At 59.0% G+C, this 25872-nt stretch carries 22 protein-coding genes, 1 pseudogene and 1 riboswitch; of the genes and pseudogenes, 17 read left to right on the forward strand and 6 right to left on the reverse strand.

Annotated features, from left to right (window positions below; translation table 11 throughout):
* The first annotated feature begins 502 nt into the window (after positions 1–502).
* The 4 genes from uvrC (at position 503) to JZX87_RS14450 (ending at position 4036) form a co-directional block, all read left to right on the forward strand.
* On the forward strand, positions 503–2569 hold the full coding sequence (gene uvrC / locus JZX87_RS14435; RefSeq protein WP_206826380.1) for an excinuclease ABC subunit UvrC: 2067 nt from the start codon (positions 503–505) through the stop codon (positions 2567–2569).
* A 142-nt stretch (positions 2570–2711) separates the two neighbouring features.
* Positions 2712–3299: a CDP-diacylglycerol--glycerol-3-phosphate 3-phosphatidyltransferase gene (gene pgsA, locus JZX87_RS14440; protein WP_148145375.1), complete on the forward strand. Its 588-nt coding sequence runs from the start codon at positions 2712–2714 to the stop codon at positions 3297–3299.
* Between the two features lie 10 nt (positions 3300–3309).
* Entirely contained in the window at positions 3310–3567 is a 258-nt protein-coding gene (gene moaD, locus JZX87_RS14445; RefSeq protein ID WP_206826382.1) for a molybdopterin converting factor subunit 1, read from the forward strand.
* A gap of 4 nt (positions 3568–3571) precedes the next feature.
* Complete coding sequence (locus tag JZX87_RS14450; RefSeq protein ID WP_206826383.1) at positions 3572–4036, forward strand: molybdenum cofactor biosynthesis protein MoaE; 465 nt, start codon at positions 3572–3574, stop codon at positions 4034–4036.
* Between the two features lie 13 nt (positions 4037–4049).
* On the opposite strand, the gene JZX87_RS14455 is transcribed toward JZX87_RS14450, so the two are convergent.
* Positions 4050–4946 carry a branched-chain amino acid ABC transporter permease gene (locus tag JZX87_RS14455; protein WP_206826384.1) on the reverse strand — a complete coding sequence of 299 codons (897 nt, stop codon included), beginning with the start codon at positions 4944–4946 and terminating at the stop codon, positions 4050–4052.
* Between the two features lie 65 nt (positions 4947–5011).
* Here JZX87_RS14455 and JZX87_RS14460 point away from each other — a divergent pair.
* Positions 5012–5558: pseudogene (locus tag JZX87_RS14460) on the forward strand (CGNR zinc finger domain-containing protein).
* Positions 5555–6058, forward strand: coding sequence for a hypothetical protein (locus JZX87_RS14465; RefSeq protein WP_206826385.1), 504 nt, complete (start codon positions 5555–5557; stop codon positions 6056–6058). Before JZX87_RS14460 ends, JZX87_RS14465 begins: the two are co-directional and overlap by 4 nt.
* A gap of 55 nt (positions 6059–6113) precedes the next feature.
* On the opposite strand, the gene ndk is transcribed toward JZX87_RS14465, so the two are convergent.
* Together ndk and JZX87_RS14475 are read right to left on the reverse strand one after the other, a co-directional pair.
* The gene (gene ndk / locus JZX87_RS14470; RefSeq protein ID WP_112457152.1) at positions 6114–6536 is read right to left on the reverse strand and encodes a nucleoside-diphosphate kinase; all 423 of its coding nucleotides are present in this window, start codon (positions 6534–6536) and stop codon (positions 6114–6116) included.
* A 128-nt stretch (positions 6537–6664) separates the two neighbouring features.
* Complete coding sequence (locus JZX87_RS14475) at positions 6665–7357, reverse strand: glutathione S-transferase family protein (protein ID WP_206826386.1); 693 nt, start codon at positions 7355–7357, stop codon at positions 6665–6667.
* A 150-nt stretch (positions 7358–7507) separates the two neighbouring features.
* Between JZX87_RS14475 and JZX87_RS14480 the strand changes: the two genes are divergently transcribed.
* The 5 genes from JZX87_RS14480 to JZX87_RS14500 all read left to right on the forward strand — a co-directional run bounded on the left by JZX87_RS14480 (position 7508) and on the right by JZX87_RS14500 (position 14405).
* On the forward strand, positions 7508–8020 hold the full coding sequence (locus JZX87_RS14480; protein WP_206826387.1) for a DinB family protein: 513 nt from the start codon (positions 7508–7510) through the stop codon (positions 8018–8020).
* Between the two features lie 125 nt (positions 8021–8145).
* Positions 8146–9180 carry a GGDEF domain-containing protein gene (locus tag JZX87_RS14485; protein WP_206826388.1) on the forward strand — a complete coding sequence of 345 codons (1035 nt, stop codon included), beginning with the start codon at positions 8146–8148 and terminating at the stop codon, positions 9178–9180.
* Positions 9181–9241: 61 nt separating this feature from the next.
* Positions 9242–11128: an ABC-F family ATP-binding cassette domain-containing protein gene (locus tag JZX87_RS14490; protein WP_206826389.1), complete on the forward strand. Its 1887-nt coding sequence runs from the start codon at positions 9242–9244 to the stop codon at positions 11126–11128.
* A 184-nt stretch (positions 11129–11312) separates the two neighbouring features.
* Positions 11313–13355 (forward strand): prolyl oligopeptidase family serine peptidase, encoded by a 2043-nt coding sequence (locus JZX87_RS14495; RefSeq protein WP_206826392.1) that lies wholly within the window; start codon positions 11313–11315, stop codon positions 13353–13355.
* Positions 13356–13532: 177 nt separating this feature from the next.
* Positions 13533–14405, forward strand: a complete 873-nt coding sequence (locus tag JZX87_RS14500) for a polysaccharide deacetylase family protein (RefSeq protein ID WP_206826394.1) — start codon at positions 13533–13535, stop codon at positions 14403–14405.
* 24 nt (positions 14406–14429) lie between these two features.
* Here the strand turns inward: JZX87_RS14500 and JZX87_RS14505 are convergent, their stop codons facing one another.
* Together JZX87_RS14505 and JZX87_RS14510 are read right to left on the reverse strand one after the other, a co-directional pair.
* Entirely contained in the window at positions 14430–14879 is a 450-nt protein-coding gene (locus JZX87_RS14505) for a DNA polymerase III subunit chi (RefSeq protein ID WP_206826395.1), read from the reverse strand.
* Positions 14879–16363, reverse strand: a complete 1485-nt coding sequence (locus JZX87_RS14510; protein WP_206826396.1) for a leucyl aminopeptidase — start codon at positions 16361–16363, stop codon at positions 14879–14881. Before JZX87_RS14510 ends, JZX87_RS14505 begins: the two co-directional genes overlap by 1 nt.
* A 248-nt stretch (positions 16364–16611) precedes the next feature.
* Between JZX87_RS14510 and lptF the strand changes: the two genes are divergently transcribed.
* The 6 genes from lptF to rsmA all read left to right on the forward strand — a co-directional run bounded on the left by lptF (position 16612) and on the right by rsmA (position 24189).
* On the forward strand, positions 16612–17790 hold the full coding sequence (gene lptF / locus JZX87_RS14515; RefSeq protein ID WP_206826397.1) for an LPS export ABC transporter permease LptF: 1179 nt from the start codon (positions 16612–16614) through the stop codon (positions 17788–17790).
* Positions 17787–18875, forward strand: a complete 1089-nt coding sequence (gene lptG / locus JZX87_RS14520) for an LPS export ABC transporter permease LptG (RefSeq protein ID WP_206826398.1) — start codon at positions 17787–17789, stop codon at positions 18873–18875. Before lptF ends, lptG begins: the two co-directional genes overlap by 4 nt.
* The gene (locus JZX87_RS14525) at positions 18875–21208 is read left to right on the forward strand and encodes an LPS-assembly protein LptD (protein ID WP_206826399.1); all 2334 of its coding nucleotides are present in this window, start codon (positions 18875–18877) and stop codon (positions 21206–21208) included. The genes lptG and JZX87_RS14525 overlap by 1 nt, the downstream gene beginning before the upstream one ends.
* A 170-nt stretch (positions 21209–21378) precedes the next feature.
* Entirely contained in the window at positions 21379–22281 is a 903-nt protein-coding gene (locus tag JZX87_RS14530) for a SurA N-terminal domain-containing protein (protein WP_286194704.1), read from the forward strand.
* Between the two features lie 22 nt (positions 22282–22303).
* On the forward strand, positions 22304–23344 hold the full coding sequence (gene pdxA / locus JZX87_RS14535) for a 4-hydroxythreonine-4-phosphate dehydrogenase PdxA (RefSeq protein ID WP_206826401.1): 1041 nt from the start codon (positions 22304–22306) through the stop codon (positions 23342–23344).
* Positions 23344–24189 carry a 16S rRNA (adenine(1518)-N(6)/adenine(1519)-N(6))-dimethyltransferase RsmA gene (gene rsmA, locus JZX87_RS14540; protein ID WP_206826403.1) on the forward strand — a complete coding sequence of 282 codons (846 nt, stop codon included), beginning with the start codon at positions 23344–23346 and terminating at the stop codon, positions 24187–24189. The genes pdxA and rsmA overlap by 1 nt, the downstream gene beginning before the upstream one ends.
* Before the next feature lie 35 nt (positions 24190–24224).
* Here the strand turns inward: rsmA and JZX87_RS14545 are convergent, their stop codons facing one another.
* A complete protein-coding gene (locus tag JZX87_RS14545) occupies positions 24225–25430 on the reverse strand; it encodes a GTP-binding protein (protein ID WP_206826405.1) in 1206 nt (401 codons plus the stop codon).
* A gap of 127 nt (positions 25431–25557) precedes the next feature.
* A riboswitch (cobalamin riboswitch) is annotated at positions 25558–25753 on the forward strand.
* Positions 25754–25872: the final 119 nt, after the last annotated feature.

The following is a 25872-nucleotide window of genomic DNA, read 5'->3' on the forward strand; positions in this document are numbered from 1 at the left end:
AGAAATTTGGAGTGCAATTGAGGAAATGAGAGAGCCGAATTGTGAATTGTTTGCGGCAGACAGAAGGCTAAATCTTGATGTTGCATCACCGCAACATGTATTTCATTAACCCTAATACAATACTAATTCGTTGATTAACTGTTTTACATTTATTTCTTATTTCTTAACAAGCGAAAATATCCAAGTCAATACACACGATATTTGATGACAATCATCAAGCTGCACCCAAGATGTGCCTGTTGTTCGAGTTTAGATCAAACACATCGCATCTCGGCTCCTCCCGTTTATGCTTCGAAATACCTGTCTATGCATACCGCTCCCGACCTCACACCGGCACGACCGTCCGAATGCCGCCGCATTTCGTCAAAGGCCGCGATTGAGGCGCAACAACCGTGCCTGCTTCCAAACAGCTTCACCGGACACTATCTGTGAGAGCAGAAATCGACTTCGATTCGAGATATGGCGAGCCCGGCGCCTACGCGCGACGTGGCGGAGATATGTAATGAACGACAAGAAGCTGCCGGATGGCGGCGTTCTCTATGACGAGATCGATGATGACGAGGATGACGCAGCGGCGCCTGATACGCCTGCCGACGCGATTGCCGCGACAATCGACTGGAACGAGGCGCTGAAGAACGAAAGCGGCCTCAAGGGTGCCGATCTGATTGCCGAATTCGTCAAGCACCTGCCGAATACGCCGGGCGTCTACCGCATGTTCAATGAGGCAGGCGATGTGATGTATGTCGGCAAGGCACGCAGCCTGAAGAAACGCGTCGGCAATTATGCGCAAGGGAGGCTGCATTCCAACCGCCTCACCCGCATGGTGCGCGAGACGACGCATATGGAATTCGTCACGACGCGGACGGAAACCGAGGCGCTGCTTCTCGAAGCCAACCTGATCAAGCGGCTGCGCCCGCGCTTCAACGTGCTTTTGCGCGACGACAAGTCGTTTCCCTATATTCTGATCAGCGGCGATCACCGCGCTCCTGCTCTATTGAAGCATCGCGGCGCGCGGGCACGCAAAGGCCAGTATTTTGGGCCGTTCGCCTCCGCCTCCGCCGTCGGCCGCACGATCAATTCACTGCAGCGCGCGTTCCTGCTGCGCACGTGCACCGACAGCGTGTTCGAGACGCGCACGCGACCCTGTCTTCTCTATCAAATCAAACGCTGTTCCGGCCCCTGCACGCATGAAATCAGCGATGCGGGGTATGCGGATCTGGTCAAGGAAGCATCGGACTTTCTGTCGGGCCGCAGCCAGAATGTGAAGAACACGATCGCTGCCCAGATGCAGGAAGCTTCGGAAGATCTCGATTTCGAGCGTGCTGCAGTCTATCGCGACCGACTGGCGGCACTTTCGCATGTCCAGAGCCATCAGGGCATCAACCCGGCCGGCGTCGAGGAGGCGGATATTTTCGCCATCCATCACGAGGGCGGACTGACCTGCATCCAGGTCTTCTTCTTCCGCACCGGCCAGAACTGGGGTAACCGCGCCTATTTCCCCAAGGCCGATCCGCAGATGACGGCGGCCGAAGTGCTGAACGCCTTCCTTGCGCAGTTCTACGACGACAAGCCGGTCCCGAAACAGATCCTGCTTTCCGAAACGGTCGAGGAACAGGATTTGCTGGCGCTCGCCTTTTCCGAAAAGGCAGGACACAAAGTGGCGATCCTGGTCCCACAGCGGGGCGAAAAGCGCGATCTCGTCGATCACGTTCTCGCCAATGCCCGCGAAGCGCATGGCCGCAAGCAGGCCGAAACATCCTCGCAGGCGCGACTGCTCAAGGGATTGGCGGAGACATTCGCGCTACCCTATCAGCCGCGCCGTATCGAGATTTACGACAACTCGCATATCATGGGCACCAATGCCGTGGGTGGCATGGTCGTGGCGGGGCCGGAAGGTTTCGTGAAGGGCCAGTATCGCAAGTTCAACATCAAATCGACCGACATCACGCCTGGCGACGATTTCGGCATGATGAAGGAAGTGATGACGCGGCGCTTCTCCCGCCTCATCAAGGAAGAGGGGATTCCGGACCGCAGCATTTCGGCTGGCACGAATGCCGGGGCCGCAATGGAAACGACCGGCGACGATATCAATGACGCCGCCTTCCCGGCATGGCCCGACGTGATCCTGATCGACGGCGGCCAAGGGCAGATGACGGCTGTACGCGCCATTCTCGACGAACTCGGCATTCGCGATGTCGTCACTGCCATCGGCGTCGCCAAGGGCGTCGACCGCGATGCCGGCCGCGAGCGATTCTTTGCCGATGGCAAAAGCGACTTCTCGCTGCCGCCGCGCGATCCGGTTCTCTATTTTATCCAGCGCATGCGCGACGAGGCGCATCGGTTTGCGATCGGCTCGCACCGGGCACGACGCAAGAAGGAGATGATCAAGAACCCGCTGGACGAGATTTCCGGCATCGGACCAGGCCGAAAACGCAAGCTCCTGCAGCATTTCGGCACGGCCAAGGCCGTATCACGCGCGGGCCTCAACGATCTCATGGCCGTCGAAGGGATTTCAGAGGCTGTGGCCAAGCAGGTCTATAACCATTTTCACGAAACGAGGGCCAATTGATCCCGCTTCCGAGCCTCGATCTGGCCTTTCGCAACTCTCGGCGGATCGCCTGTCACAATCGTCTGTAAAAAAGCCGCGAAACCGGTTGACGCTTGGCCTTCGACGCATCAACTAGGGAACAACACGCAAGCATAGGTACGATATGGCTTCCCGCGCATACAATATCCCCAATCTTCTCACCTATGCGCGCATCGTTGCCGTGCCGGTGATCGTTCTCTGTTTTTTCGTCGAGGGGAAGCTGGAAAGCTCTGACACTGCCCGCTGGACGGCGCTGTGGCTGTTTGTCATCGCCTCGCTGACCGACTATCTCGACGGCTATCTCGCCCGCATCTGGAACCAGACGTCGAATATCGGCCGCATGCTCGATCCGATCGCCGACAAGCTGCTGGTCGCCTCGGTCCTGCTGCTGATGGCAGCGGATGGAACGATTGCCGGCTGGTCGCTCTGGGCGGCGATCACAATCCTTTGCCGTGAAATCCTCGTCTCGGGCCTGCGTGAATATCTCGCCGCGCTGAAAGTCTCCGTGCCGGTCACACGGGTCGCCAAATGGAAGACGACGATCCAGATGGTATCGATCGCCTTCCTGCTCGCCGGTCCCGCCGGCGACAAGGTCGTGCCCTACATTACCGAAATGGGTATCGCGCTTCTCTGGGTCGCTGCGATCCTGACCTTCTACACCGGCTATGACTACTTCAAGGCCGGCGTGAAGCATCTGGTGGATGCGGATTGAGGACTTTGGAATGAAGGTCAATCTCATCTATTTCGCCTGGGTTCGCGAACGTATCGGCAAGACCGAGGAGGAAATCGAGCTTCCTGAAAGCGTCGTGAGCGTTGGCGATTTGCTGAATCACCTGAAAGGCTTGGGTGAGGTATACGAGGCTGCACTTGAATTTCCCGATGTGATCCGCGTGGCGATCAATCAGGAACATGTCGAGCATGACGAGGCGATCGCCGGTGCCCGCGAGATCGGCATATTTCCACCAATGACCGGCGGGTGAAACGGTGAATGTCCCCTCTCCCACCATCCGCGTGCAGGCGCATGATTTCGATCTTCAGGCGGAAGTCGATGCCCTGAGCGGTGGCCGCACGGATATCGGCGCGATCGTCTCATTCGTCGGGCTCTGCCGCAGCGAACAGGGCAAGCTTTCGGCGCTGGAACTCGAGCACTATCCCGGTATGGCGGAAATGGAGATGAAGCGGATCGCCGATCTTGCGATCGAGCGTTTTTCACTGATGGGGGCAACCGCCATTCATCGTCACGGCCGGATCGAGCCGGGCCAGAATATCGTGCTGGTCATCGCTGCCGCGCCGCACCGGCAGGCCGCCTTTGACGGCGCCAATTTCATCATGGATTACCTCAAGACCTCGGCCCCCTTCTGGAAGAAGGAACATGCGGCCGACGGCACCGCCGGAGCGTGGATCGAGGCCAAGGGCATCGATGACCAGGCGAAGGACAAGTGGGACTGAGTTCCGCCTTCCGTTAGATCGTTATCCGCTCCCGGCGGCTGAGAACAAGAAGCAAAACCAGCCCGGAGATTATCGCCAGATCGCGCCAGAAAATCGAGCCGTAGCCGCCCCATAGCGTTTCGGCTATCCCGACCAAAGCCGCCCCGGCCGCAGATTTGATCGGGCTTGAATGTCCGCCTGCAGCGGCTATCAGCACAACTTTCAGACCGAAAAGCAGGCCGGCACCGAAATCCATCGTGCCGTAATAGGATGTCGCGAGTATGCCGCAAACTGAGGCATAGAGGGCCGCCAGCGCGTAAGCCGAAACGAAGATCCGTGCGGAATTGACGCCGGACAGCTCTGCCGCAAAGGCATCGTCGGAGACCGCCCGCCAGTAACGGCCGAAACGGCCATGCCAGAGCGCGATATGGCCGGCGAAAACCATCACCAAGATCAGCGCCGTGTTGATCACTTGCAGCATTGTCAGCCCAACGGAAAAGTCAGAACCCTGCCAGAAGACGATCCGGCCATTCAGGAAAGGCGGCAGCCAGAGTTCGCGCGTATAGGAAGCAAGCCGCGCGCCTTCCATCAGCACCATCACCAGACCGAGCGAGGCGACGATCATGGCATTCGGCGATACGGCTGAAAGCGGCCGCATGACGAACTGCCCGATCGCAGCACCTGCCCCTACCCCGCCGATCAATCCAACCACCGCACCAAGCGCCAGCGAAGCGGGCAGAATAAGCCACAGCCGATCCCAGCCTATATGGGAGAAGAGAAGATAGATGTGGCCGGAAAAGGCGAAGATCGCACCGTAGGTGATGTCAGCACGGCGGGTGACGGCAAAGGCGATCGCATAGCCGAAAGCCAGCGCCGCATAGAGCGATGCGATTGGCAAAGCATTGGCGATCTGCTGCAGGAAATAGGCCATCCGGCGCTCCGATACATGAGATCGAATATAACTGGTAAAAGCCATTTTGAAAGTTATAATCGCCCATGACCTTTTCATGGACACCACATCGTTTTGCCGGGGGTGCGCTGGCGCTGGACGTCGCCAACAGCGTCATCCTGCGTTTCGACCCTGCCCGTAGCGTGGATCGATTTGCCGAACCGGCGCAACTGAATGCATTTGCGAAAGCGGCAGGCGAATTCTCCGCGGAGCGCGCGCTGTTCGGCACGCCTGCTGTCCTACCCAAGCCGAACGAGGCATCGTTCATTGCCATGCGTGAGGCGATCGACGGTTATTTTCGGGCCTGCGTAAGCGAGGGAGATACACCGCTGCTTCTCGCCTCCCTGCTGGAGGCGGTAGCCGCGATACTGCGGCTGGGAGCCAGGGGATCGCTCGAGACCGAGACGGCCTATTCGGCTCTGAGGCTGTTGTCCGACACCGGAAAAAAAAAGGATCAGGATCTGCGGCAATTGCGGCTGGCTGTTTATCGACCGCAGCAAGAACCGCAGCCGCATCTGGTGCGACATGACCGTTTGCGGCAACCGGGTGAAGGCTGCACGTCACTATCACGGCAGGAAGGATCGGCTGCCATGAAGGGCTCGGCGCTCGCTGCTGGTTTCGCAATCCTTCTTCTGGCTTCCTGCCAGCGGGAAACCGAGGGCAAGCTGGTCGAGCTTTCCGGGCGCCTATTCGTGTTCAACTATCGCGTCGCCACGGCCAACTATCTCGTCACGCTGAAAAAGCTTCGCCCATTGCCGGATGGCAGCGTCGTTACGGCAGAGTTCGAAAATCCGAAGGGCGGCTATGCCCTTAAGGCTCGGGAAAAAATCTTTCCGATCGAGGAGAAGATCGTCATCCAGAGCCCGCATATGCAATGCGTGCGCAAGGATCACCCCTATGCGGTGACCATCCGCATCCTGTCTGCGTCGGGAGATACGCTGCAGGAGATCGAAACGAGCATTACCTCGGATGTCGACCAGAGCGTGCTGCCCGCCAAGCCGCTCGTCGTCGGGCCGGGCTATACGCCCAATCCCGATGTCTTTCACGGGGATGGAAGCGAAGACATGTCGAGTGACGGCAGCTGCCCTAGATAACAAAAAAGCCGGAGCGTCAGCCCCGGCTTTTTTTCAATCATCAATCGTGTGGCGATTAGCCGACGATTTCGGTTTCTGCGAACCAGTAGGCGATTTCCTGAGCGGCGGTTTCCGGAGCATCCGAACCGTGAACCGAGTTTTCGCCGATCGACAGGGCGAACTGCTTGCGGATCGTGCCTTCGTCAGCGTTTGCCGGGTTGGTCGCGCCCATGATTTCGCGGTTCTTCAGGATGGCGCCTTCGCCTTCCAGAACCTGAACGATGGTCGGGCCGGAGGTCATGCCTTCAACCAGTTCGCCGAAGAACGGACGTTCCTTGTGAACTGCGTAAAAACCTTCGGCTTCACGCTTCGACATCCAGACGCGCTTGGACGCGATGATGCGCAGGCCGTTGTCTTCGAATACCTTGGTAATAGCGCCGGTCAGGTTGCGCTTGGTGGCGTCCGGCTTGATCATCGAGAAGGTGCGTTCAATCGCCATCTTGTCTATCCTTTGTTTCCAGGGGCACTTTGCCAGGGGAAAGTTGGCGGTGTTTACCCGCCCCAAGCGCCGGAAACAAGGGGGTCCCGGCCATTGTCTTGGCTATTGTCACCCCGCGAAGCCGAATTTCACGCCGCCGTCACACTGCGCCCGACGCCCTCGTAAAGGTCGAGGCAGCGCTCGAACCACGCTGCAACCGGGTCATCGGCCGCCAGCACATTCCCGCCGGTGGTGATCCGCATCCACTGCAGGGCACCGAACAGGATATAATCGGCAAACAGCGGACCATCGCCGCCGATGAAATCCTGATAACCGAGCATCTGGCGCATCGGCTCCAGTTTTGCTGCAAAGCCTGCAACCGCAGCCTCACGCCCGGCACGCAGATCTTCCAGCGACCGGCCAAGCATCTTCTCGCGTGTCGTCCGGAAATAGGCCCGGTCGGTCTCGTCCAGCATGTCGTGGATATCGGCAACCGCGATGCCGGTGATCGCGGGATGGATGATGCTCTGCGAAAAACGCTCGACGAACCGCGACAGCGCCTTGCCGCCTTCCCCGCCGAACAAGGTCGGCCGGTTGGGATAATGCTCCTCCAGATAAAGCGCGATATCGAAACTGTCGCGGATCAGTTCGTTGCCGTCCCGCAGGATCGGCACTGTCTTGGAAAATCCATTCTCCAGTTCCGGGATCTGGGTGAAGGGTGTCGGCTTCTCGACGAAATCCAGCCCCTTGTGCTTCAGCGCTAGGACCACCTTCCAGCAATGCGGGGAGAAAGGGCGGCTCTCGTCGGCACCGCAGAGGGAATAGAGGATACGAGTGGTCATCAAGGGGCTCCAATTCATCCGTTAGAATTTTGATGATGAGCAGGAATTTGGCTGCAATCCAATCAGAAGATTTCATGCGTTGCATAAGACCCGCGTGATGCGCTTTGCTGTAAATGGAAATTCTCAAAACGGGCCACGCGGGAGAACCATATGCAGCGCCATTTCCAGATGCTTGCCGATTACAACCACTGGGCCAACAACCGTGTCTATGATGGCTGCGCAGCACTGAGCAACGAGGATTACCGTGCCGACCGCGGCGCATTTTTCGGCTCTGCGCATCGCACGCTCAACCATCTCCTTGTCGCCGACCGGATCTGGCTGAGGCGCATCACAGGTAGCGGCACGGCGCCGATGGAGCTGAATGTCATCCTGTTCGAGGATTTTGCCGAGCTTCGCGCAGCGCGGAAAGCAGAAGACGATCGCTTTGTCGCACTGACAAAATCGCTTTCACCGCAAGATTTTGAGCGCGCGGTGACCTATACGCCCGTCAGCAATCCTGTTCCGGTCACCGATCCGCTCGCCGGCATGCTGGCACATGTGTTCAACCACCAGACCCACCATCGCGGGCAGATCCACACGATCCTGACCTCGCTCGGCCAGCCCTCCATCGTGCTCGACATGATTGCGTTTCTGAGGACGGATGGAAAACACTGGATGTCGTGAACTGGGCCTTAACCCTCTTTCGCACGAATCCGAGCCTCAATTGCAATCCATGGCCGTATTTCAGCGGATGTTAACGCGCTGTCGCAATCAATCGTCTTCACGCACGAACGATCAGGAGACGACGGATGCCGACCCAGGCCCGAAAAGCAGCTCAGGACAGGACATTGCAGGCGGTAAGCCAACATATGGCCCGCATCGAGGTGAACGGCCTGCCGCGCAATTACGAGCTCTTTTACGAGGCTCATTGCGGCACCGACGTCGGGCTGTCGCGCGAAGTCATGGCCCTGCCGGTATCACCTAACCAGACGGCGCTGGACGAGATCGGCATCCGCTACCAACTACCGGGCTTTGTTGCCACCGGCCTGCCGAAATCCCGCAATCCGGATATCCTGCTGATCGCCAGCCTGCGCGAGAAGATGGCGAGCGGCGCCGAGCAGAAGCGTGGCTTCAGCCGAGCACTGGAAGCCGTTGCAAAGAGTCTGCGCGAGGATAACGGCGCCGGCCCCGGCGATATCCTTGCCGAAATCGAATATCTCAGCGTCTCGCTTTCCGATGCCGTGGTCGCAGAAACGGAACTCGAAGCCGCCCTGCGTTCCGGCGCCAATCTTCTGACAGTTGCCGAACAGGACGCCTCCAGCGCCCGCGCCGTGATGCTGCGCGACCGGATGACCGGCCTGCCGAACCATGCCGCCTTCACCGAAAAGCTCGAAGCGCTTTATGCGGACGACAACGAGAGCCGCGATACGGCACTCTTCCTCGTCGCCGTCAGCGACATTTCCGACATTGCCGACACCTATGGCGAGGCGGCAGCCACCCGAATCGTCAAGAAAACCGCCGCTATCTTCCGCAAGACGATCAAGAAGGACGATTTCCTCGCGCGCATCGGCAAGGCAGAATTCGCCTTCCTGTTCCGCCATGTCGGCCGCGATGCGATCAAGCCGATAGCAAACCGCCTGACCGCTTCGATCAACGACAATCTCGTCTTCGCGACCTCCGAGGGCACGCCGGCGATCCGGCTTTCCATGGGAGCCTCCATGGCAACTGAGGCGTTTTCACCGCAGCAACTGCGTCAGCAGGCCGTGCTTGCGGCCGAAGCCTCACGGGCCTATCCGCGCACCAATGTGATCATTCACGGGGACACCGGCCGATCGGGCGTCTAATCTGCGATCTGATCCGGGCGATCCCTTGCGTTGACAGCGTGTTTCGGCCAAAACCGCCGCCATGATCACGATTACTGACCTTTCAGCCCGCATTGCAGGCCGCCTGCTTCTCGACAACGCCAGCGTCTCGCTCCCGGCGGGCGCCAAGGTCGGCCTGATCGGCCGCAACGGTGCGGGAAAGTCGACGCTTTTCCGCGTCATCACCGGCGATCTCATTGCCGAGAGCGGATCCGTGACGATCCCGAAGAATGCCCGGATCGGACAGGTTGCACAGGAAGCGCCTGGCACGGAAGAGTCGCTCATCTCCATCGTCATGGCCGCCGACAAGGAGCGCACGGCGCTGATGGCGGAAGCCGAAACGGCAACCGACCCGCACCGCATCGCGGAAATCCAGATGCGGCTCGTCGATATCGACGCTCACTCGGCGGAAGCGCGTGCAGCAAGCATTCTTGCCGGCCTCGGTTTTAATGCAGAAGCCCAGCTTCGTCCCGCCTCGTCATTTTCCGGCGGCTGGCGAATGCGTGTGGCGCTGGCGGCCGTGCTGTTTGCCGAGCCTGATCTGCTTCTGCTCGACGAACCAACGAACTATCTCGATCTCGAAGGCACGATGTGGCTGGAAGACTATGTGCGCCGTTACCCGCACACGGTCATCGTCATTTCGCACGACCGCGATATGCTGAACAACGCGGTCAATTCGATCGTGCATCTCAACCAGCAGAAGCTGACCTTCTATCGCGGCAATTACGACCAGTTCGAGCGCCAGAAGGCCGAAGCCGACGAATTGCAGATGAAGGCGAAGGCAAAAAACGACGCCGCGCGCAAGCATCTGCAGAGTTTCATCGATCGCTTCAAGGCAAAGGCGACCAAGGCCAAGCAGGCCCAGAGCCGGGTGAAGGCGTTGGAGCGCATGGGTACGGTGGCGGCCGTGATCGAGGACCATGTCCAGCCGATCAGTTTTCCGAAGCCGGAAAAGATCCCCGCCTCGCCAATCGTTGCAATCAACAAGGGATCGGTCGGTTATGAACCCGGCAAGTCGATCCTGAAGAACATCAGCCTGCGCATCGACAATGACGACCGCATCGCGCTGCTCGGCTCCAACGGCAATGGCAAATCGACCTTCGCCAAGCTGATTTCTGGCCGCCTGCAGACAGATGGCGGCGAGATGAAACTGCCGCCGTCACTCTCTATCGGTTTCTTCGCTCAGCACCAGCTGGATGACCTGATTCCCAACGAAACGCCGGTCGATCACGTGCGCCGGCTGATGCCGCAGGCGGCGGAAGCGCAGGTACGTGCCCGCGTCGCGCAGATGGGGCTAGCAACCGAAAAGATGAATACCGCCGCCAAGGATCTGTCGGGTGGCGAAAAGGCACGCCTGCTGATGGGGCTTGCCGCTTTCCATGCGCCGAACCTTCTGATCCTCGATGAACCGACCAACCATCTCGACATCGACAGCCGCCGGGCGCTGATCGAGGCGCTGAACGATTATGACGGCGCCGTCATCCTGATTTCCCATGATCGCCACCTGATCGAGGCGACCGTCGACCGGCTGTGGCTGGTCAATGACGGCACGGTCAAGCCGTTCGAGGGCGACCTCGAAGAGTATCGTGAGCTGATCATCGCTTCAGGCCGCAAGAAGGACGACAAATCGCAGGCTGCAGCAGACGAACAGGTCAACAAGGCCGACCAGCGCAAGGCAAATGCCGAAAAGCGAGCCTCGCTTGCGCCGCTGAAGAAAAAGATCAACGAAATCGAATCCTTGACCGCCAAGCTTGAGAAGCTGATTCAGGCGCTTGATAAAGAACTTGCAGACCCTGCCCTTTATGAAAAGGCGCCTGCTAAGGCAGCTCAAAAGGCCAAGGAGCGAGGCGAGGCCGCCGCAAAGCTTTCGACCGCCGAAGAGGAATGGCTGATGCTGTCCTCGGAATATGAAGAGGCGATGGCGGGGTGACTTTCATTGCAACGTCTTTCTCGGGCCTGTCCCGAGAATCTACTCACGTTGCAGCCAGCCGAAATGACAGCAGATCCCTGGGACTAGCCCAAGGATGACGGACAGCACAAATGCCGTCAGGCCGGTTGCCACCGCCCTTCGTGATGCATAGGTAGAGGCTTCCCGAGCACACGAGGAGGCCATGATGAACCTGTTTCTCGAAACAGACGACGACCAGAACACGATCGCTTTCGTTACCGAGCAGAACAGCAAGTCGGACCGCCAGTTCAGGACACCGGAATTCGAAAACGATCGCGACGCGCTGAAAGCGATGATCGAGCGCGAGGACCGGCTGATCGTGCCGGTGCGGCGCGGCAAATGGCTGTTCGATTTCCATCGCTCGAACGATAATCCGCTCGGCATCTGGCGTCGGTTGCCGGGGAACCTTGAGCCGCGTCACGACGCGACTTGGGAAACGGTCTTCGATTTCGACGCCTTCTGTCTGAAAGAGGGCAAGCGATGGATCTATTCCGGCGCGATCACCTCTCCTTACGAACCGACGCGAGTCCTGCTGATCCTGTCGGATGGCGGTTCGGATCAGTTGCGGCTTCTGGAATTCGACACCGAAACCAGGATGATCGTCGAAGGTGGCTTCGACACACCGACGGCGCGGGCGCATGCAACTTGGCTGAGCCCGGACGAGATCGCCTATTTCGGGTCGATCGACGAGTTTTCCGCCACCCGCTCCGGCTGGCCGCGGGTCGGCCGTATTCTCAAGCGCGGCGCTGATCCCAAGGCTGCTCCGATCCTGTTCGAGGCGGGAAAGGACGATGTCTATGGCGCGGCCAGCGTCATCGATCCGCTGTTCTGGGGCGGCAAGCCGGACGAGCGGAAGATCGAGTTCTTCACCGTTGGTCACGAAATCGGCAAGGCGAGCGTGCATATCCGCAACGCGAGTGGAGAGATAGAGCGCCTCGATCTGCCTGTCGAAAGCGACAGCGACCTCAATCACACCCATGCGATCTGGCGGGCGAAGACCAACGAGCGGTATCCGACCGGCACGCTCATCCTTCAGGATTTTCATCCTTTCGGCTCAGTGCCGCTGACGAACCCACGCGTTCTGTTCTCGCCGAAGGACGGCCAGTCGGTTTCCCAGTTCACGCTGCTCAAGACCTGGGCCGTGTTCATCGTCGTCGATCGCATGGTGCCGAAATTCTATCTGGTCGACCTGACCAAGCCCGATCCCAAACCCGAAGAACTGCCTCTGCCGGAAGAGTTGCAGACGGTCGGCTTCCGGATGTTCGATGCCGACCTAACGCTCGGCGAGGAAATCCTCACCGTCATCGGCCAGGGCTTTCTTCTACCTTCCAGCAGCTTCCGTCTCGACCTGACGGATCACAATGCCAAACGCGAACTCATCCCGACGGGAACCTCGCCCGCCTATTTCGATGCGGAGGGAATGACCTCGGAACTGCTTGAGGCAATCTCTGAAGACGGCACCAGAGTGCCCTATCACATCACCCTGCCCCGCAACTGGACCAAAGGCGAACTGCCGGTACTGATGTATGGCTATGGCGGTTTCGGCGTATCGCTTTCGCCCGTCTATTCCGGCGCCTACGGCATGCTGCTAGAACAGGGCGGCGCCTTCGTGCAGGCCTATATCCGCGGCGGAGGTGAGCTTGGCCCTGACTGGCATACGGTCGCCAAGGGCAAGGGTCGCCACAAGGCGTTCGAGGATTTTGTCGCCGTCGCCCGCGATCTGGTCAGGCGTGGTTATACCAAGCCATCCCGCATCGCGTGCAATGGTGGCAGCAATGGCGGACTTCTGACCGCCGTGATGGCGACGCGTTACCCGGATGACTTCGGCGCGGTGTGGACCTCGGTGCCGGTGATCGACATGTCGCGCTTCCACATATTCCCCGCCGGGCGCGCCTGGATGGACGAATACGGTAATCCGGACGTGGCCGACGAGCTCAACGCGATGCTCCCCTATTCGCCGCTGCACCAGGTGAAGCCGAAGAGCGAGATAACCTATCCGCCGATCTACATCGAAAGCTCGACCAATGACGATCGGGTGCATCCTTCCCATGCGCGGCGTTTCGCCAAGCGGCTGATCGATGCGGGTCACGAGCCTTTCTTCCGGGAATACGGATCGGGCGGTCACGGCGGTGCCGGCGACACGACCGAGATGGCCGAGCGCCGCGCGATGGGCTACAGCTTCCTGCGCCAGACGATCATGAGAGACTGACCTGATAAAGAGAACCGGAGGCGCACGCTTCCGGTTTCCACTTTTGCAGCATTCGGATACTACCGCTGAAGAGCTAAGCGCGGACGGGCAAACATTCAGCAATAACGACCCATTAACCATGTTCGACGAAAGATCACGCGAACCGATTCACGCGTCATTTTTTATCGAGAACCTTTTATGCCGGTCCGTGCTGCCTGTGCCGCTGCTGTTGTCATCAGCCTTCTTTCCTCATGCGCAGGCAAGCCGCCTTCTGAAGGCGGGTCTCTCAGCTCGGCCTTTGCCGCCGGTGAAGCCGCCGGGTCGCTGAAACCCAAGGACGATGCAAAGTCGCCGGTTGCGCTTACGCCCGCGGCCTGGGGCCGACTCAACAAGATGGGCGGACTTGCCGGACGTGAACTGACGGTCAGCTCGATCTCAGAGATCAAGCTGCGCGACAAGGAAGTCGTACTTACCTTCGACGACGGACCAATGCCGAAAAAGACCGAGCGCATCCTTGCCACGCTTGATCAGTTCGGCGTGAAGGCTTCGTTCATGATGGTCGGCCAGATGGCCAAGGCGCATCCGGACCTTGCCCGGGAAGTCGTGGCCGAGGGCCATACGATCGGCAGCCATACCTATCGCCACCCGGATCTCGCCCATTTGTCATTCGACGAAGCCGTTGCCGAGGTCGAGAGGGGCCGTAAGGCCGTGGAGGCAGCAACCGGTGTCGAGGCCGATTTCTTCCGTTTCCCCTACCTCGCAGATTCGAAGAAGCTGAGGCAATGGATGGGAAACCACAAGATGGTTGTCATGGATGTCCAGGTCGATTCGAAGGACTACTTCAAGGACACGCCGGCCGCAGTCGCGACACGGACGATGGAGGCGTTGCGCTCACATCGCAAGGGCATCATCCTGATGCATGACATTCATCCGCGCACCGCCGCGATGCTGCCGGCGCTACTGATCCAGCTCAGGGCCGAGGGTTACAAGGTGGTTCAGCTGAAATACGGCAAGCCCTCTTCGGACATGCTCGTCGCCTCGATCACCAAGCCGCTGTTTGCCACCAACTGAGTGAGCGGTTAGCAAGAAGGCCGGTCAGGCCTTCTTCACCCAACGACCTTCGGGCGATTGCTGCCAGTAGGTCAGCGCATGCCCCTCCCCCTTCAGACGCTTCCATTCGGCGCGTGCGCCCTCGAGCTGGCTCTGGTCGTAACCATCGAACATGAAGACGACGCGTTCGTAAGGATCGAGCGGCGGTGGGGCGGCACCGTCCACCATGAAGCGGACAGTCGCCTGGTTGGCGTTTTCACTCGCTGTAGTCAGAAGCACCGGCTGGGCTTCAGCCATAGGCGCGGCATCCGTTCCATGCGGCAGAAAACTCTCATCACGAAAGGTCCACAGATGCGCGTCGAGCATGTCCCGACGCGTCTCGTCATTCGTCTGCACAACCACCTTCCAGCCGCGCTCGACGCTCTTTTCGAGGAGCGCCGGCAGCGCATCCTCGAGCTTCGATTCGGTCAGGTGGTAGAAGAGAACTTCGGTCATCAGCCCTCGTAATTCGCCCGGACGAGTTCGTCCAGCATGCGCACGCCATAACCCGATGCCCAGGACGTGTTGATTTCGGTCTGCGGCGAATTCATCGCTGTGGCGGCGATGTCGAGATGCGCCCAGGGCGTGTCGCCGACGAAACGCTTGAGGAACTGCGCTGCCGTGATCGAACCCGCGGGACGACCGCCGCTGTTCTTCATGTCGGCAAAGCGGCTATCGATGATCTTGTCGTATTCCTTGGCAAGCGGCATGCGCCACAGCTTTTCGGAGGTCGTCTCTCCTGCTGCCGTCAACTGGCCGGCAAGCGTGTCATCGTTGGAAAACAGGCCGGCGTGGACATTGCCGAGAGCCACGACGATCGCGCCAGTCAGGGTTGCTAGATTGACCATGAAACGCGGCTTGAAACGTTCCTTGGTGTAGAAAAGCGCGTCAGCCAGAACGAGACGGCCTTCGGCATCGGTATTGATGATCTCGATCGTCTGGCCGGACATGGAGGTGACGATGTCACCCGGACGCTGAGCGTTGCCGTCCGGCATGTTTTCCACAAGGCCGAGAATGCCGACGGCGTTGACCTTTGCCTTGCGGGCGGCAAGCGTATGCATCAGACCGATGACGGCAGCGGCGCCGCCCATATCGCCCTTCATGTCTTCCATGCCGGCGCCCGGCTTGATGGAGATGCCGCCCGTATCGAAGACGACCCCCTTGCCAACAAAGGCAACCGGCTTGTCCTTTGCCTTGCCGCCGTTCCAGTGCATGACCGCCAGACGCGGCGGGCGGACCGAACCCTGTGCCACGCCGAGGAGCGCGCCCATGCCGAGCTTCTTCATCTCAACTTCGGTCAAAACCTCGACCTCCACACCCAGCGCCTTCAGTTCCTTGGCCTTGTCGGCGAATTCAACAGGGCCAAGCACGTTCGGCGGCAGGTTGACAAGATCACGGGCAAGCACAACGCCGCTAGCGATTGCTTCCGTTGTGGCAAATGCCTTCTTTGCAGCGGCATGCCCAGCCATGACGATCTTCACGTCGACCGTTGTCGGCTTATCGTCGTCCTTCTTAGCCGTCTTGTAGCTATCGAACGCGTAGGAACGCAGCAGCATGCCGAGAGCGAAATCGGCAGCCTCGGCTGCAGTCACGTCGAGGCCCGGCACATCGAGAAACACGACGGCCTTTTTGGCGGTCTTGAGATTTGCGGCAGCGACACCACCGGCCCGCAGCCAGTCATAAGCAGTCAGGGTATCCGGCTTTCCAAGCCCGATAACCGTCAGGCGATCCGCGTCTGAGCCATGCGGTGCGATCACATCGAGTACAGTCATCGCCTTTGCGGAAAATTTGGCGATCCCGGCTGCCCGCGCTCCAACACCCTGTGGATCGACCTCGGATAGACCAGAAGCGGGCAGATCGCCGGAAAGCTTGAGCTGAATGGCCAGAGAAGCAGCCACGGAAGAAGATTTGGCAAAGGAGATATTCAGTTGGACGGACATCGGCACTCCACGTCTTTTTATACGCACATGGCCCGATCTTCACCCTTTCGGCCACGAAGGCAACCCCGGCAAGGCAAGGCTTGGCTGTCTGCGGGCGAATGTCACCCGTTTTGAAATGTCACAACAAAAAATAAAAGTCGGCTAGCCAACATTTTTGTGACGTGGCATCTGTCGCAAAGACCTCATCGATCACATAGATAGGCTCAGCGTCATCATGGGATGGCGGAGCAGCAAAATGTCGGACGGGAATGAAGCTTCTCGAAACTTACATATTGCGCCGGATATGCCAGATGTTCCTGGTGGCACTCATTCCAGTGCTTACGATCATCTGGACCATTCAGGTGCTGGGGCGTATCAATCTGGTCACGGACACGGGCCAGTCGATGGGCTCGTTCATGCTGCTTGCCAGCTATATCCTGCCGACGATCCTGCCGGTCGTGATGCCGTTTGCCTTCGTCATCGGCATCACCCAGACGCTGACAGCGATGAACAACGACTCGGAGCTGCCGGTTATCGACGCGGCAGGCGCCAGCCGCAGCATCATTTATCGGCCGATCATCGGGCTGGCCGTCGTGCTCGGCATCGTTTCCTTTTCGGTTACAAACTTCCTTGAACCCGTCTCGCGGCTGGGCGCGCGCCAGATGGTCGCCGCTGCCTATGCCGACCTTCTGTCATCGGTCATCGAAGAAAAGACCTTCCGCAGCATCGAGGACGGATTGTACGTGCAGATCTCGGAAAGACATTCCGGACGCCTGCTCAAGGGCCTTTTCGTCGTCGACTACCGCGATCCGAATTCCGATCTCATCTATTATGCGAAGGAAGGCTCGGTCGATCCGGGCGGCACGTCTCTGACCATGCGCGACGGAGAGGTTCACCGTAAAACCCCGGATGGCCGCATTTCGATCATTCGATTCGATTCCTATGCTTTCGACCTCTCGGCCATGACGAAGTCCGAGGGCGGGCTTCCCCTTTATGCCGCCGACCGGCCACTTAGTTACCTGCTCGATCCCGACCCCGAAGATGCGGCCTTCAAGAGATCTCCGGAAAGCTTCCGCTCTGAACTGCACCGCAGGCTTTCGGACTGGGCTTATGTCGTGACCTTCGGCCTGATTTCACTGGTCGTTGCAGGCAGCAGTCGTTCCCACCGCCAGGCGCGGGTCCACCCGATGATCTACGCACTGGTTGTTGCGTTCGGCCTACGCTGGCTCGGCTTCTCGTTCACCAACCTTACGGAACGCAGTGCCTCCTACATCCCTGCCGTCTATGCGGTTCCGCTTGTTGCATCGGCCATCGCCATCTACATGCTTGCAACAAACAGGCAGTTCCATATGCCAAGCATATTCAACACAAGCGTTACGCGCCTGACGCGCGTGCTTCAACAGCGCTTCACGCGTTCGACAGGCACCGGCGGCGGAGGCGCCGCATGATCTTTTCCACGCTTGGGCGGTACTTTTTCCGCCGTTATGTGATTACCGCGTTCTGGTTCATGCTCGGCGTCAGCGCCATTATCTTCCTCGCTGATTTCAGTGAAACGACACGCAGGCTTTCCGGTCTGACCGACTACAGCATTTTCGGCGCGCTCGGCATGACTGCTCTGCGTCTGCCCTCGATCCTGCAACAGACCATCCCGACGCTCAGCCTTTTCATCGGCATGACCGTGCTCATTTCGCTGAACCGTCGTTATGAGTTGGTCGTTACTCGCGCGGCAGGGATTTCCGTCTGGCAATTCATATTCCCGTTCATTGTCGGCTCTTTCCTGATCGGCATCCTGACGCTCACGGTCATCAACCCGCTCGGCGCGTGGGGTCAGCGCGAATCGGCATCGATGGAGACGTCCTGGCGCCAATCGAGCAATCGGGCCAAAGCCAGCAAGTTCGTTCCCTGGATTCGCCAGATCAGCGGCGACGAGGATGTGATAATCGGCGGCAAGAGCTACCGAGACAGTGGCACCGAGCTGATCGACGTAGTGGTTTTCCACTTCGACAAGAGCGGCTCGGTCACCATGCGACAGGATGCGCGCACAGCAAAACTCGAAAATGGTTACTGGCTTCTTAACGACGTTTTGGAGAATCGGCCCGGTGAAATTCCTGTTCGCAAGCCAACGGAACGGGTGCGTACCAATCTGAAACAGGAATACATTCAGGAGAGCTTGTCGCAGCCGGAAACCGTTGCGTTCTTTGAGCTTTCGCGAAAGATCGAGGTCAGCCGCTCGTTCGGCATCTCTACCAAGGCGCTGGAAACGCAGTTTCACTCGCTTCTATCGTTGCCTATACTGCTTGTAGCCATGACTCTCATTGCTGCAACAGTCTCGTTAAAATTCAGTCGCTTCGCCCAGTCCCGCTCTATGATTCTGGGTGGAATAGTTTCCGGCTTCGTGCTTTATGTCGTCAGCGTGCTTGTAAAAGCGTTCGGAAGCAGCGGAGCGATTCCTCCGTCAGTGGCGGTCTGGATACCAGTCATCGTCGCAACGGCATTGGGGGCTACGATCTTGCTTCATCAGGAGGACGGCTAGTGGCGGTCAGTAACCGCAGAAATATAAGACGGCTTGCCGCCGCTCTGCTGACAGGTGTGTCTGCGTTCGTATGTGGCTTCACGACGAATGTCGTGCATGCGCAAGGTCTCGTGCCTGTCCAATCGGACGACGCGAAGATGCTTCTGCGTGCCAACGAGCTCACCTATAATCAGGATGCTCAGCGCGTCACCGCCCGCGGCGGTGTGCAGATTTATTACAATCGTTACCGCATGGTCGCCCAGCGGGTCGAATATGACCAGAAGAGCGGACGCGTCATGGCGTCCGGCAATATCGAGCTCATCGAGCCGGGCGGAACGCGCGTCTATGCCGAAGAGCTGGACGTTACCGACGATTTCGGTCAGGGTTTCCTGAATTCCCTGCGTGTCGAGACGACCGATAATACGCGCCTTGCAGCGGAAAGCGCCGAGCGGCAAAGCGGCGACGTGATGGTACTCAACAATACCGTCTATACCGCATGCCTTCCTTGCGCCCAGACGCCAGGCAAAGCCCCGTTGTGGCAGGTCAAAGCGCAGCGTGTGATTCGCAACGGCCAAACCCACACGATCCGGCTGGAAAACGCTCAGTTCGAGTTGTTCGGAATGTCGCTCGGTCGGCTGCCGTTCCCGATCACCGTTCCCGACGAAACCGTCGAGCGTAAGTCTGGCCTTCTGTTCCCACGGTTCAGCGCCGACGATAATCTCGGCTTCGGGATAAGCGTCCCATATTACCATGTCTTCTCGCCAAGCATGGATGCCACGCTGACACCTACGTATTACAGCAATCAGGGCCTGCTCGTCGAAGGTGAGATCCGCAACAAGTTCGAAACCGGCGAGCACACGTTCCGATTCGCCGGCATCAACCAGCAGAACTCCGGTTCGTTTGCAGCCGGAACTGCGGATCGGGAATCCGACAACCGCATCATGGGCGCCTCCAGGGGCGAATTCCATATAAACCCGCGCTGGACATTCGGCTGGGATGTGATGGTGCAGAGCGACAACAACTTCTCGCGCACCTACAACATCGACGGGTTCGACAAGGAAACGTTCACCAACGACGTCTACCTAACCGGGCTCGGCACGCGGAACTATTTCGATCTGCACAGCTATTATTTCGATGAGCAGGACAATGCGGAAACCAGCTTGCTGGAACGTCAGCAAGCCATCGTATACCCAGTTCTCGACTACAGCTGGTTTGCGCCTGAACCTATCTTCGGCGGCCAGCTGTCGATCAATGCCAACCTGACAAACCTTTCGCGACGCGCAGAGGACACCTACCTCGAGGGCGTCGACAGTTATCGGTTCCCGGGGCTTGAAGGCAGCTACACCCGTTTCACCACAGAAGCGGAATGGAAGCGCACGATCACGACGGATCAGGGACTGCAGCTGACACCGTTGCTGGCATTGCGCGGCGATGGCCTGCGCAGCACCTCATCCGGCGCCGGCGGTCCTTATTCCGGTTCGCTGGAAGACGATCCGAGCGGGCGTTACATGGCGACCGCAGGTCTTGAAGCTCGCTACCCGTTCCTGATCACGGCCGGCAGCAGCAGCCATATCATCGAGCCGATAGCGCAGATTTATGCCCGTCCCGACGAGCAGATGGCGGGCGGCCTGCCGAACGAAGATGCACAGAGCTTCGTCTTTGACGCGACAAGCCTGTTCGAACGCGACAAATTTTCCGGTTATGACCGGATCGAAGGCGGCACACGTGCCAATGTCGGTATCCGATATACAGGCTCGTTCGATAACGGTGTGGGCCTCCGCGGCATTTTCGGCCAGTCCTATCAGCTCGCCGGCGAGAACTCTTTCGCCAGCGCCGATCTCGTCAATGCAGGCGCCAATTCGGGTCTTGAAAACGACGTGTCGGACTTTGTCGCAATGGCGGCGATCGACCTGCCGCAGGGTTTCAGCCTGTCCACGAACACCCGGTTCGACAAGGATACGTTTGATATCCGCCGTACCGATGTCGGCTTCGACTACAAGACGCCTCGCGTCACCGGAAAGCTCGTCTACACCAAGGTCGAGGCTCAGCCTGACTATGGCTCCACCAGCTCGACCAATATCCTTGAAAAGTCGATGAGCTTCCGTATCAACGAGAACTGGTCGATTTCCGGCAAGGCGACGTGGGATCTGGACGACAACGAAGTCACGCGCCGTGGGCTGGGCTTCAGCTATGCGGACGAGTGCACGATCTTCACGATCGCCTATACCGAGAAGACAGACTCGAGCAAGGCGAACGACTGGAGCATCGGCGCACGCCTGAGCTTCAGAACGCTCGGCGACGTGAATATCGGATCGACAAGCGATTACGACAAACAACAGACTTTCCGTTATTGATCGCGCAGAATTGACGGCGCTCTGATGGCGCCGTCATGGTTTTGCCGCAACGATTGCGCATTCGGGCACGCTTATAGTAAAAGGCGACCCGCAAGTCGCATGACAAGTCCGAGCGCAAGAGGAGTGGACTGATGTTTGGAGTGATCGGAACGCGCAGACTGGCGATAGCCATGGCTGCACTGGCGGCTTCGCTCGTCGTCGATCCCATCGTGGCGGCAGCCCAGACCAGCGGTGTTGCCGCAGTGGTCAACCGCACGCCGATCACCACTGCCGACGTTGCACGTCGGGTGGCTTTCCTTCGTTTGCAGCGCCAGAAGGCCGACAGCAATACTGCGCGTGAACAGCTGATCGACGAGACGCTGAAGCGTCAGGAGATCGCTCGCGTCAAGATGTCCGTCAGCACCGACGATGTCGATGCGTCCTTCGCGCGGTTTGCTGCCAGCAACAAGATGACACCTGACCAGATGGGCAAGATCCTCGATCAGGCTGGCGTGACATCACAGCATTTCAAGAATTTCATCGCCGTGCAGATGAGCTGGCCGCGGCTGCTCAACGCTCGTTATGGCGGCGGCGGCAGCCGCATGTCCAGCCAGGAGCTGGTCACCCGGATGATGGAGAGCAAGGAAAAGCCGGTCACCACCGAATACTTCCTGAAGCAGATCATCTTCGTTGTTCCGCCGGCAAAGCGCAATGCGATCATCAACAAGCGCAAATCGGAAGCGGAAGCATCCCGGTCGAAATTCCCGGGCTGCGATCAGGCAAAGGATTTTGCGGCGACTATGATGGACGTATCCGTTCGCGACCTCGGCCGCGTCATGACACCCAACCTGCCGGATGACTGGAAACCACTGATCGAAAAGGCGTCCCCAAATGGGACGACTGCTACCAAGATCACTGAACGTGGCGTCGAGTTTCTTGCGATCTGCAACCAGCGTCAGGTTTCCGACGACGTTGCCGCGGAAGCCGTGTTCCGTGCCGAAGACCTTGGCAAATCCGAGAAGAGCGGCACCAATCCGAACGACAAGAAATATCTCGACGAGTTGCGCTCCAAGGCGCAGATCGATCGTCGCTGACCCAAGGCATTCCGGAGTTATCATGGCGCCCGACCGCCCGCTTGCATTGACCCAGGGCGATCCTGCAGGGATCGGCCCGGATATTACCTTGGCTGCATGGGCGGCGCGGCGGGAAACCGGCCTGCCGCCTTTCCTTTTCATCGGCGATCCTGAGGTTCTGAAGTCTCGCGCTGCTTTGCTCGATCTCGATGTATCGATCCGCGAGGCTACTGCGGAAACGGCGGTATCGGTCTTTGATCATGCCATCCCCGTATTGCCCATTTCATCGGGCGTCGAAGTCGCCGCCGGCGAGCCGCATGTGGCGACCGCCCGCGGCACAATTTCGTCGATCGAGATCGCAGTCGATCTTTGCTTTTCCGGCAGAGCCTCGGCAGTCGTCACCAACCCGATCGCGAAATCGATTCTCTATCAATCCGGTTTCAAATTTCCGGGTCACACGGAATTTCTCGCCGACCTCGCGCAAAAGGTAACGAGTCGATCCTATCTGCCGGTGATGATGCTTGCCGGGCCGAAGCTGCGTGCCATCCCCGTGACGATCCATATCCCGCTCAAGGATGTACCCACTGCGCTGACGGAAGACCTTATCGTCGACACCTGCCGTGTCACCAATGAGGATTTGAAGAACCGTTTCGGCATCGCGAAGCCGCGTATTGCCGTTGCAGGCATCAATCCGCATGCGGGCGAAGATGGCGCGATTGGTGTTGAGGATCAGGAGATCATTCATCCTGCCATCGTCAGATTGCGTGACGAGGGTCTGCATGTGTTTGGGCCGCTGCCGGCGGATACGATGTTTCATGACGAAGCACGCTCACGTTATGACGTCGCGGTCTGCATGTATCACGATCAGGCACTGATCCCGGCGAAGGCGCTGGGCTTCGACACGTCGGTCAATGTGACGCTTGGCCTTCCCTTCATCCGTACGTCCCCCGACCACGGCACGGCATTCGGCATTGCCGGTCAAGGCGTGGCGCGCGAGACGAGCCTCGTTGCAGCACTGAAGCTCGCAGCCGAACTGGCGACGAATACACAGGCAAAAACTCCCACATTTGGCGTAACCGTCTGATGGCAACACTTGACGGACTCCCGCCGCTTCGCGACGTCATCCAGCGCCATGGGCTGGATGCGAAAAAATCGCTTGGCCAGAATTTTCTCTTCGACCTCAACCTCACCCAGAAGATCGCGCGCTCGGCGGGTTCGCTCGAAGGTGTGACGGTATTCGAGGTCGGCCCCGGGCCGGGCGGACTCACTCGCTCCATTCTTGCGCTTGGCGCGAAGAAGGTGATCGCAGTGGAACGCGATGCACGGGCGCTGCCGGTGCTTGCGGAAGTCTCCAATTTTTACCCGGGTCGTCTAGAAGTCATCGAAGGCGATGCGCTGAAGACCGATTTCGCGGGTCTTGCGGCAGAAAAGGCCGATGGCGGACCGGTCAGGATCATTGCCAACCTGCCCTATAATGTCGGCACGCAACTGCTCATCAACTGGCTGCTTCCGGAAGACGGCAAATGGCCTCCCTTCTGGGAAAGCCTGACGCTGATGTTCCAGAAGGAAGTCGGCCTGCGCATCGTCGCGGACGAGGAAGACGATCATTACGGCCGGCTCGGCGTGATCTGCGGCTGGCGCACGGATGCGCATATGGTGTTCGACGTGCCGCCCCAGGCTTTCTCACCACCGCCGAAAGTGACGTCGACCGTCGTACACCTGATCCCGAAGGCCAATCCCCTGCCCTGCGACGTCAACAAGCTGGAACGCATCACCCACGCTGCCTTCGGCCAGCGCCGCAAGATGCTGCGCCAGAGCCTGAAGCCGGTCGGCGGCGAAACGCTGCTCAACAAGGTCGGTATCGATCCTCAGCGCCGCGCAGAGACGCTTTCCGTCGAGGAATTCGTTGCATTGGCCAACGCGCTTTAAGGCGCGTCGGCCACGGCGATCAACACAGCCTCAGTTCACGACGCCTTGCGTTCCCAGCTTGCGAAGGGATCGGGTAAATTCGTCCAGAGTTCCGGGGTGAATGCCGGGGCGTCGACCAGACAGCTATCCAGCTCGGCCCGGATATTCTGCTCATCCATCGGATCAGCGCCGATGAAGACGATCTCCTGCCGCCGGTCACCCCAGACGGGATCCAGATAGGGCTTCATCATCTCGGCGAATTCCGGCGTCTGCGGCCAGCGTTCCTTCGGCACCGCCGACCACCAGAGTCCCGTTCTACCAGTGCGAACCAGTGCACCCGCCTGGCTGATCTCGCCGACGAAGTGCGGGCGTGTCGCCAGCCAGCAGAAGCCCTTGGCGCGGACGACACCCGGCCACGGCCTGTCGATGAAGCGCTGGAACCTGGCCGGGTCGAAAGGCCTTCTGGCGCGGTAGACGAAGGAGCGGATGCCGTATTCTTCCGTCTCCGGCACGTGGTCCTTGAAACCGTGTAGTTCCTTGAACCAGAGCGGGTGCTGTTCCGCCTTGTCGATATCGAAACGGCCTGTGCCCAGAACATCCCTGAGATCCACCTTGCCAAAATCCGTCTCGATCAATTTGGCATCCGGATTGAGCGCCACGATGATTTTTCGCGCAGCGTCGCGTTCGTCCGGCGTCGCGGTGCCGATCTTGTTCAGCACCACGACATCGGCGAACTCGATCTGCTCGACCAGAAGATCGACAATGGTGCGGTTATCGCCCTCGCCTGCCGTCTCGCCGCGATCGGCAAGGAAGTCACCGGAACCATAATCCCTCAGCAGGTTGGCGGCATCGACCACCGTCACCATCGTGTCCAGTCTCGATATGTCCGAAAGGCTCTGGCCGTTCTCATCGCGAAAATCGAACGTGGCGGCGACCGGTAGAGGTTCGGCGATACCGGTCGATTCGATCAGCAGGTAATCGAACCGCTCCTGCTCGGCGAGCGCACGCACCTCCTTCAGGAGATCGTCGCGCAGCGTGCAGCAGATGCAGCCATTGGTCATCTCCACCAGTTGTTCCTCAGTGCGCGACAGATTGGCACCACCATCACGCAGAAGGGCGGCGTCGATATTCACCTCGCTCATGTCGTTGACGATCAGTGCCACGCGCATACCCTCCCGGTTGGCGAGAATGTGGTTGAGCATCGTCGTCTTGCCGGAGCCAAGGAAACCGGAGAGCACGGTAACGGGGAGCCTATTTTTCATCGCAGATGTCCATTGCAGCTTTTGTTACGTTATACTATTACGTCATCATGTGATCGGGACGCTGTCAAGCCATCGGGTTGGAAGCGGCTCATCACGCAAGCTCACTGGACAAGCTCCGGTGTGTCTCCTATCAAGGGCACGCTACGGTTCTGCATTCGCAGATGAAAAGGGAACGCGGTGAGGTCTTTTTGACCGAGCCCGCGACTGCCCTCGCAACTGTAAGCGGCGAGCCTTTCGTCACATCCACTGGTTTTTGACCGGGAAGGAGACGGCAAGGCGCTCGAGCCGCGAGTCAGGAGACCTGCCGTCAGCTTTGGGCCTAACCAATACCGGACGAGGTGTTCCGGCAGGGAGAATGATATGACGCAAGCGACCCCGTCGCCCGCCATTTTGATGTGGACCGCAGAAGCGGCCTCGCATCGTCCTGCCTTTCATCCCGGCA

It is taken from the genome of Agrobacterium sp. Ap1 (assembly GCF_017313375.1).
Classification (GTDB): domain Bacteria; phylum Pseudomonadota; class Alphaproteobacteria; order Rhizobiales; family Rhizobiaceae; genus Neorhizobium; species Neorhizobium cellulosilyticum.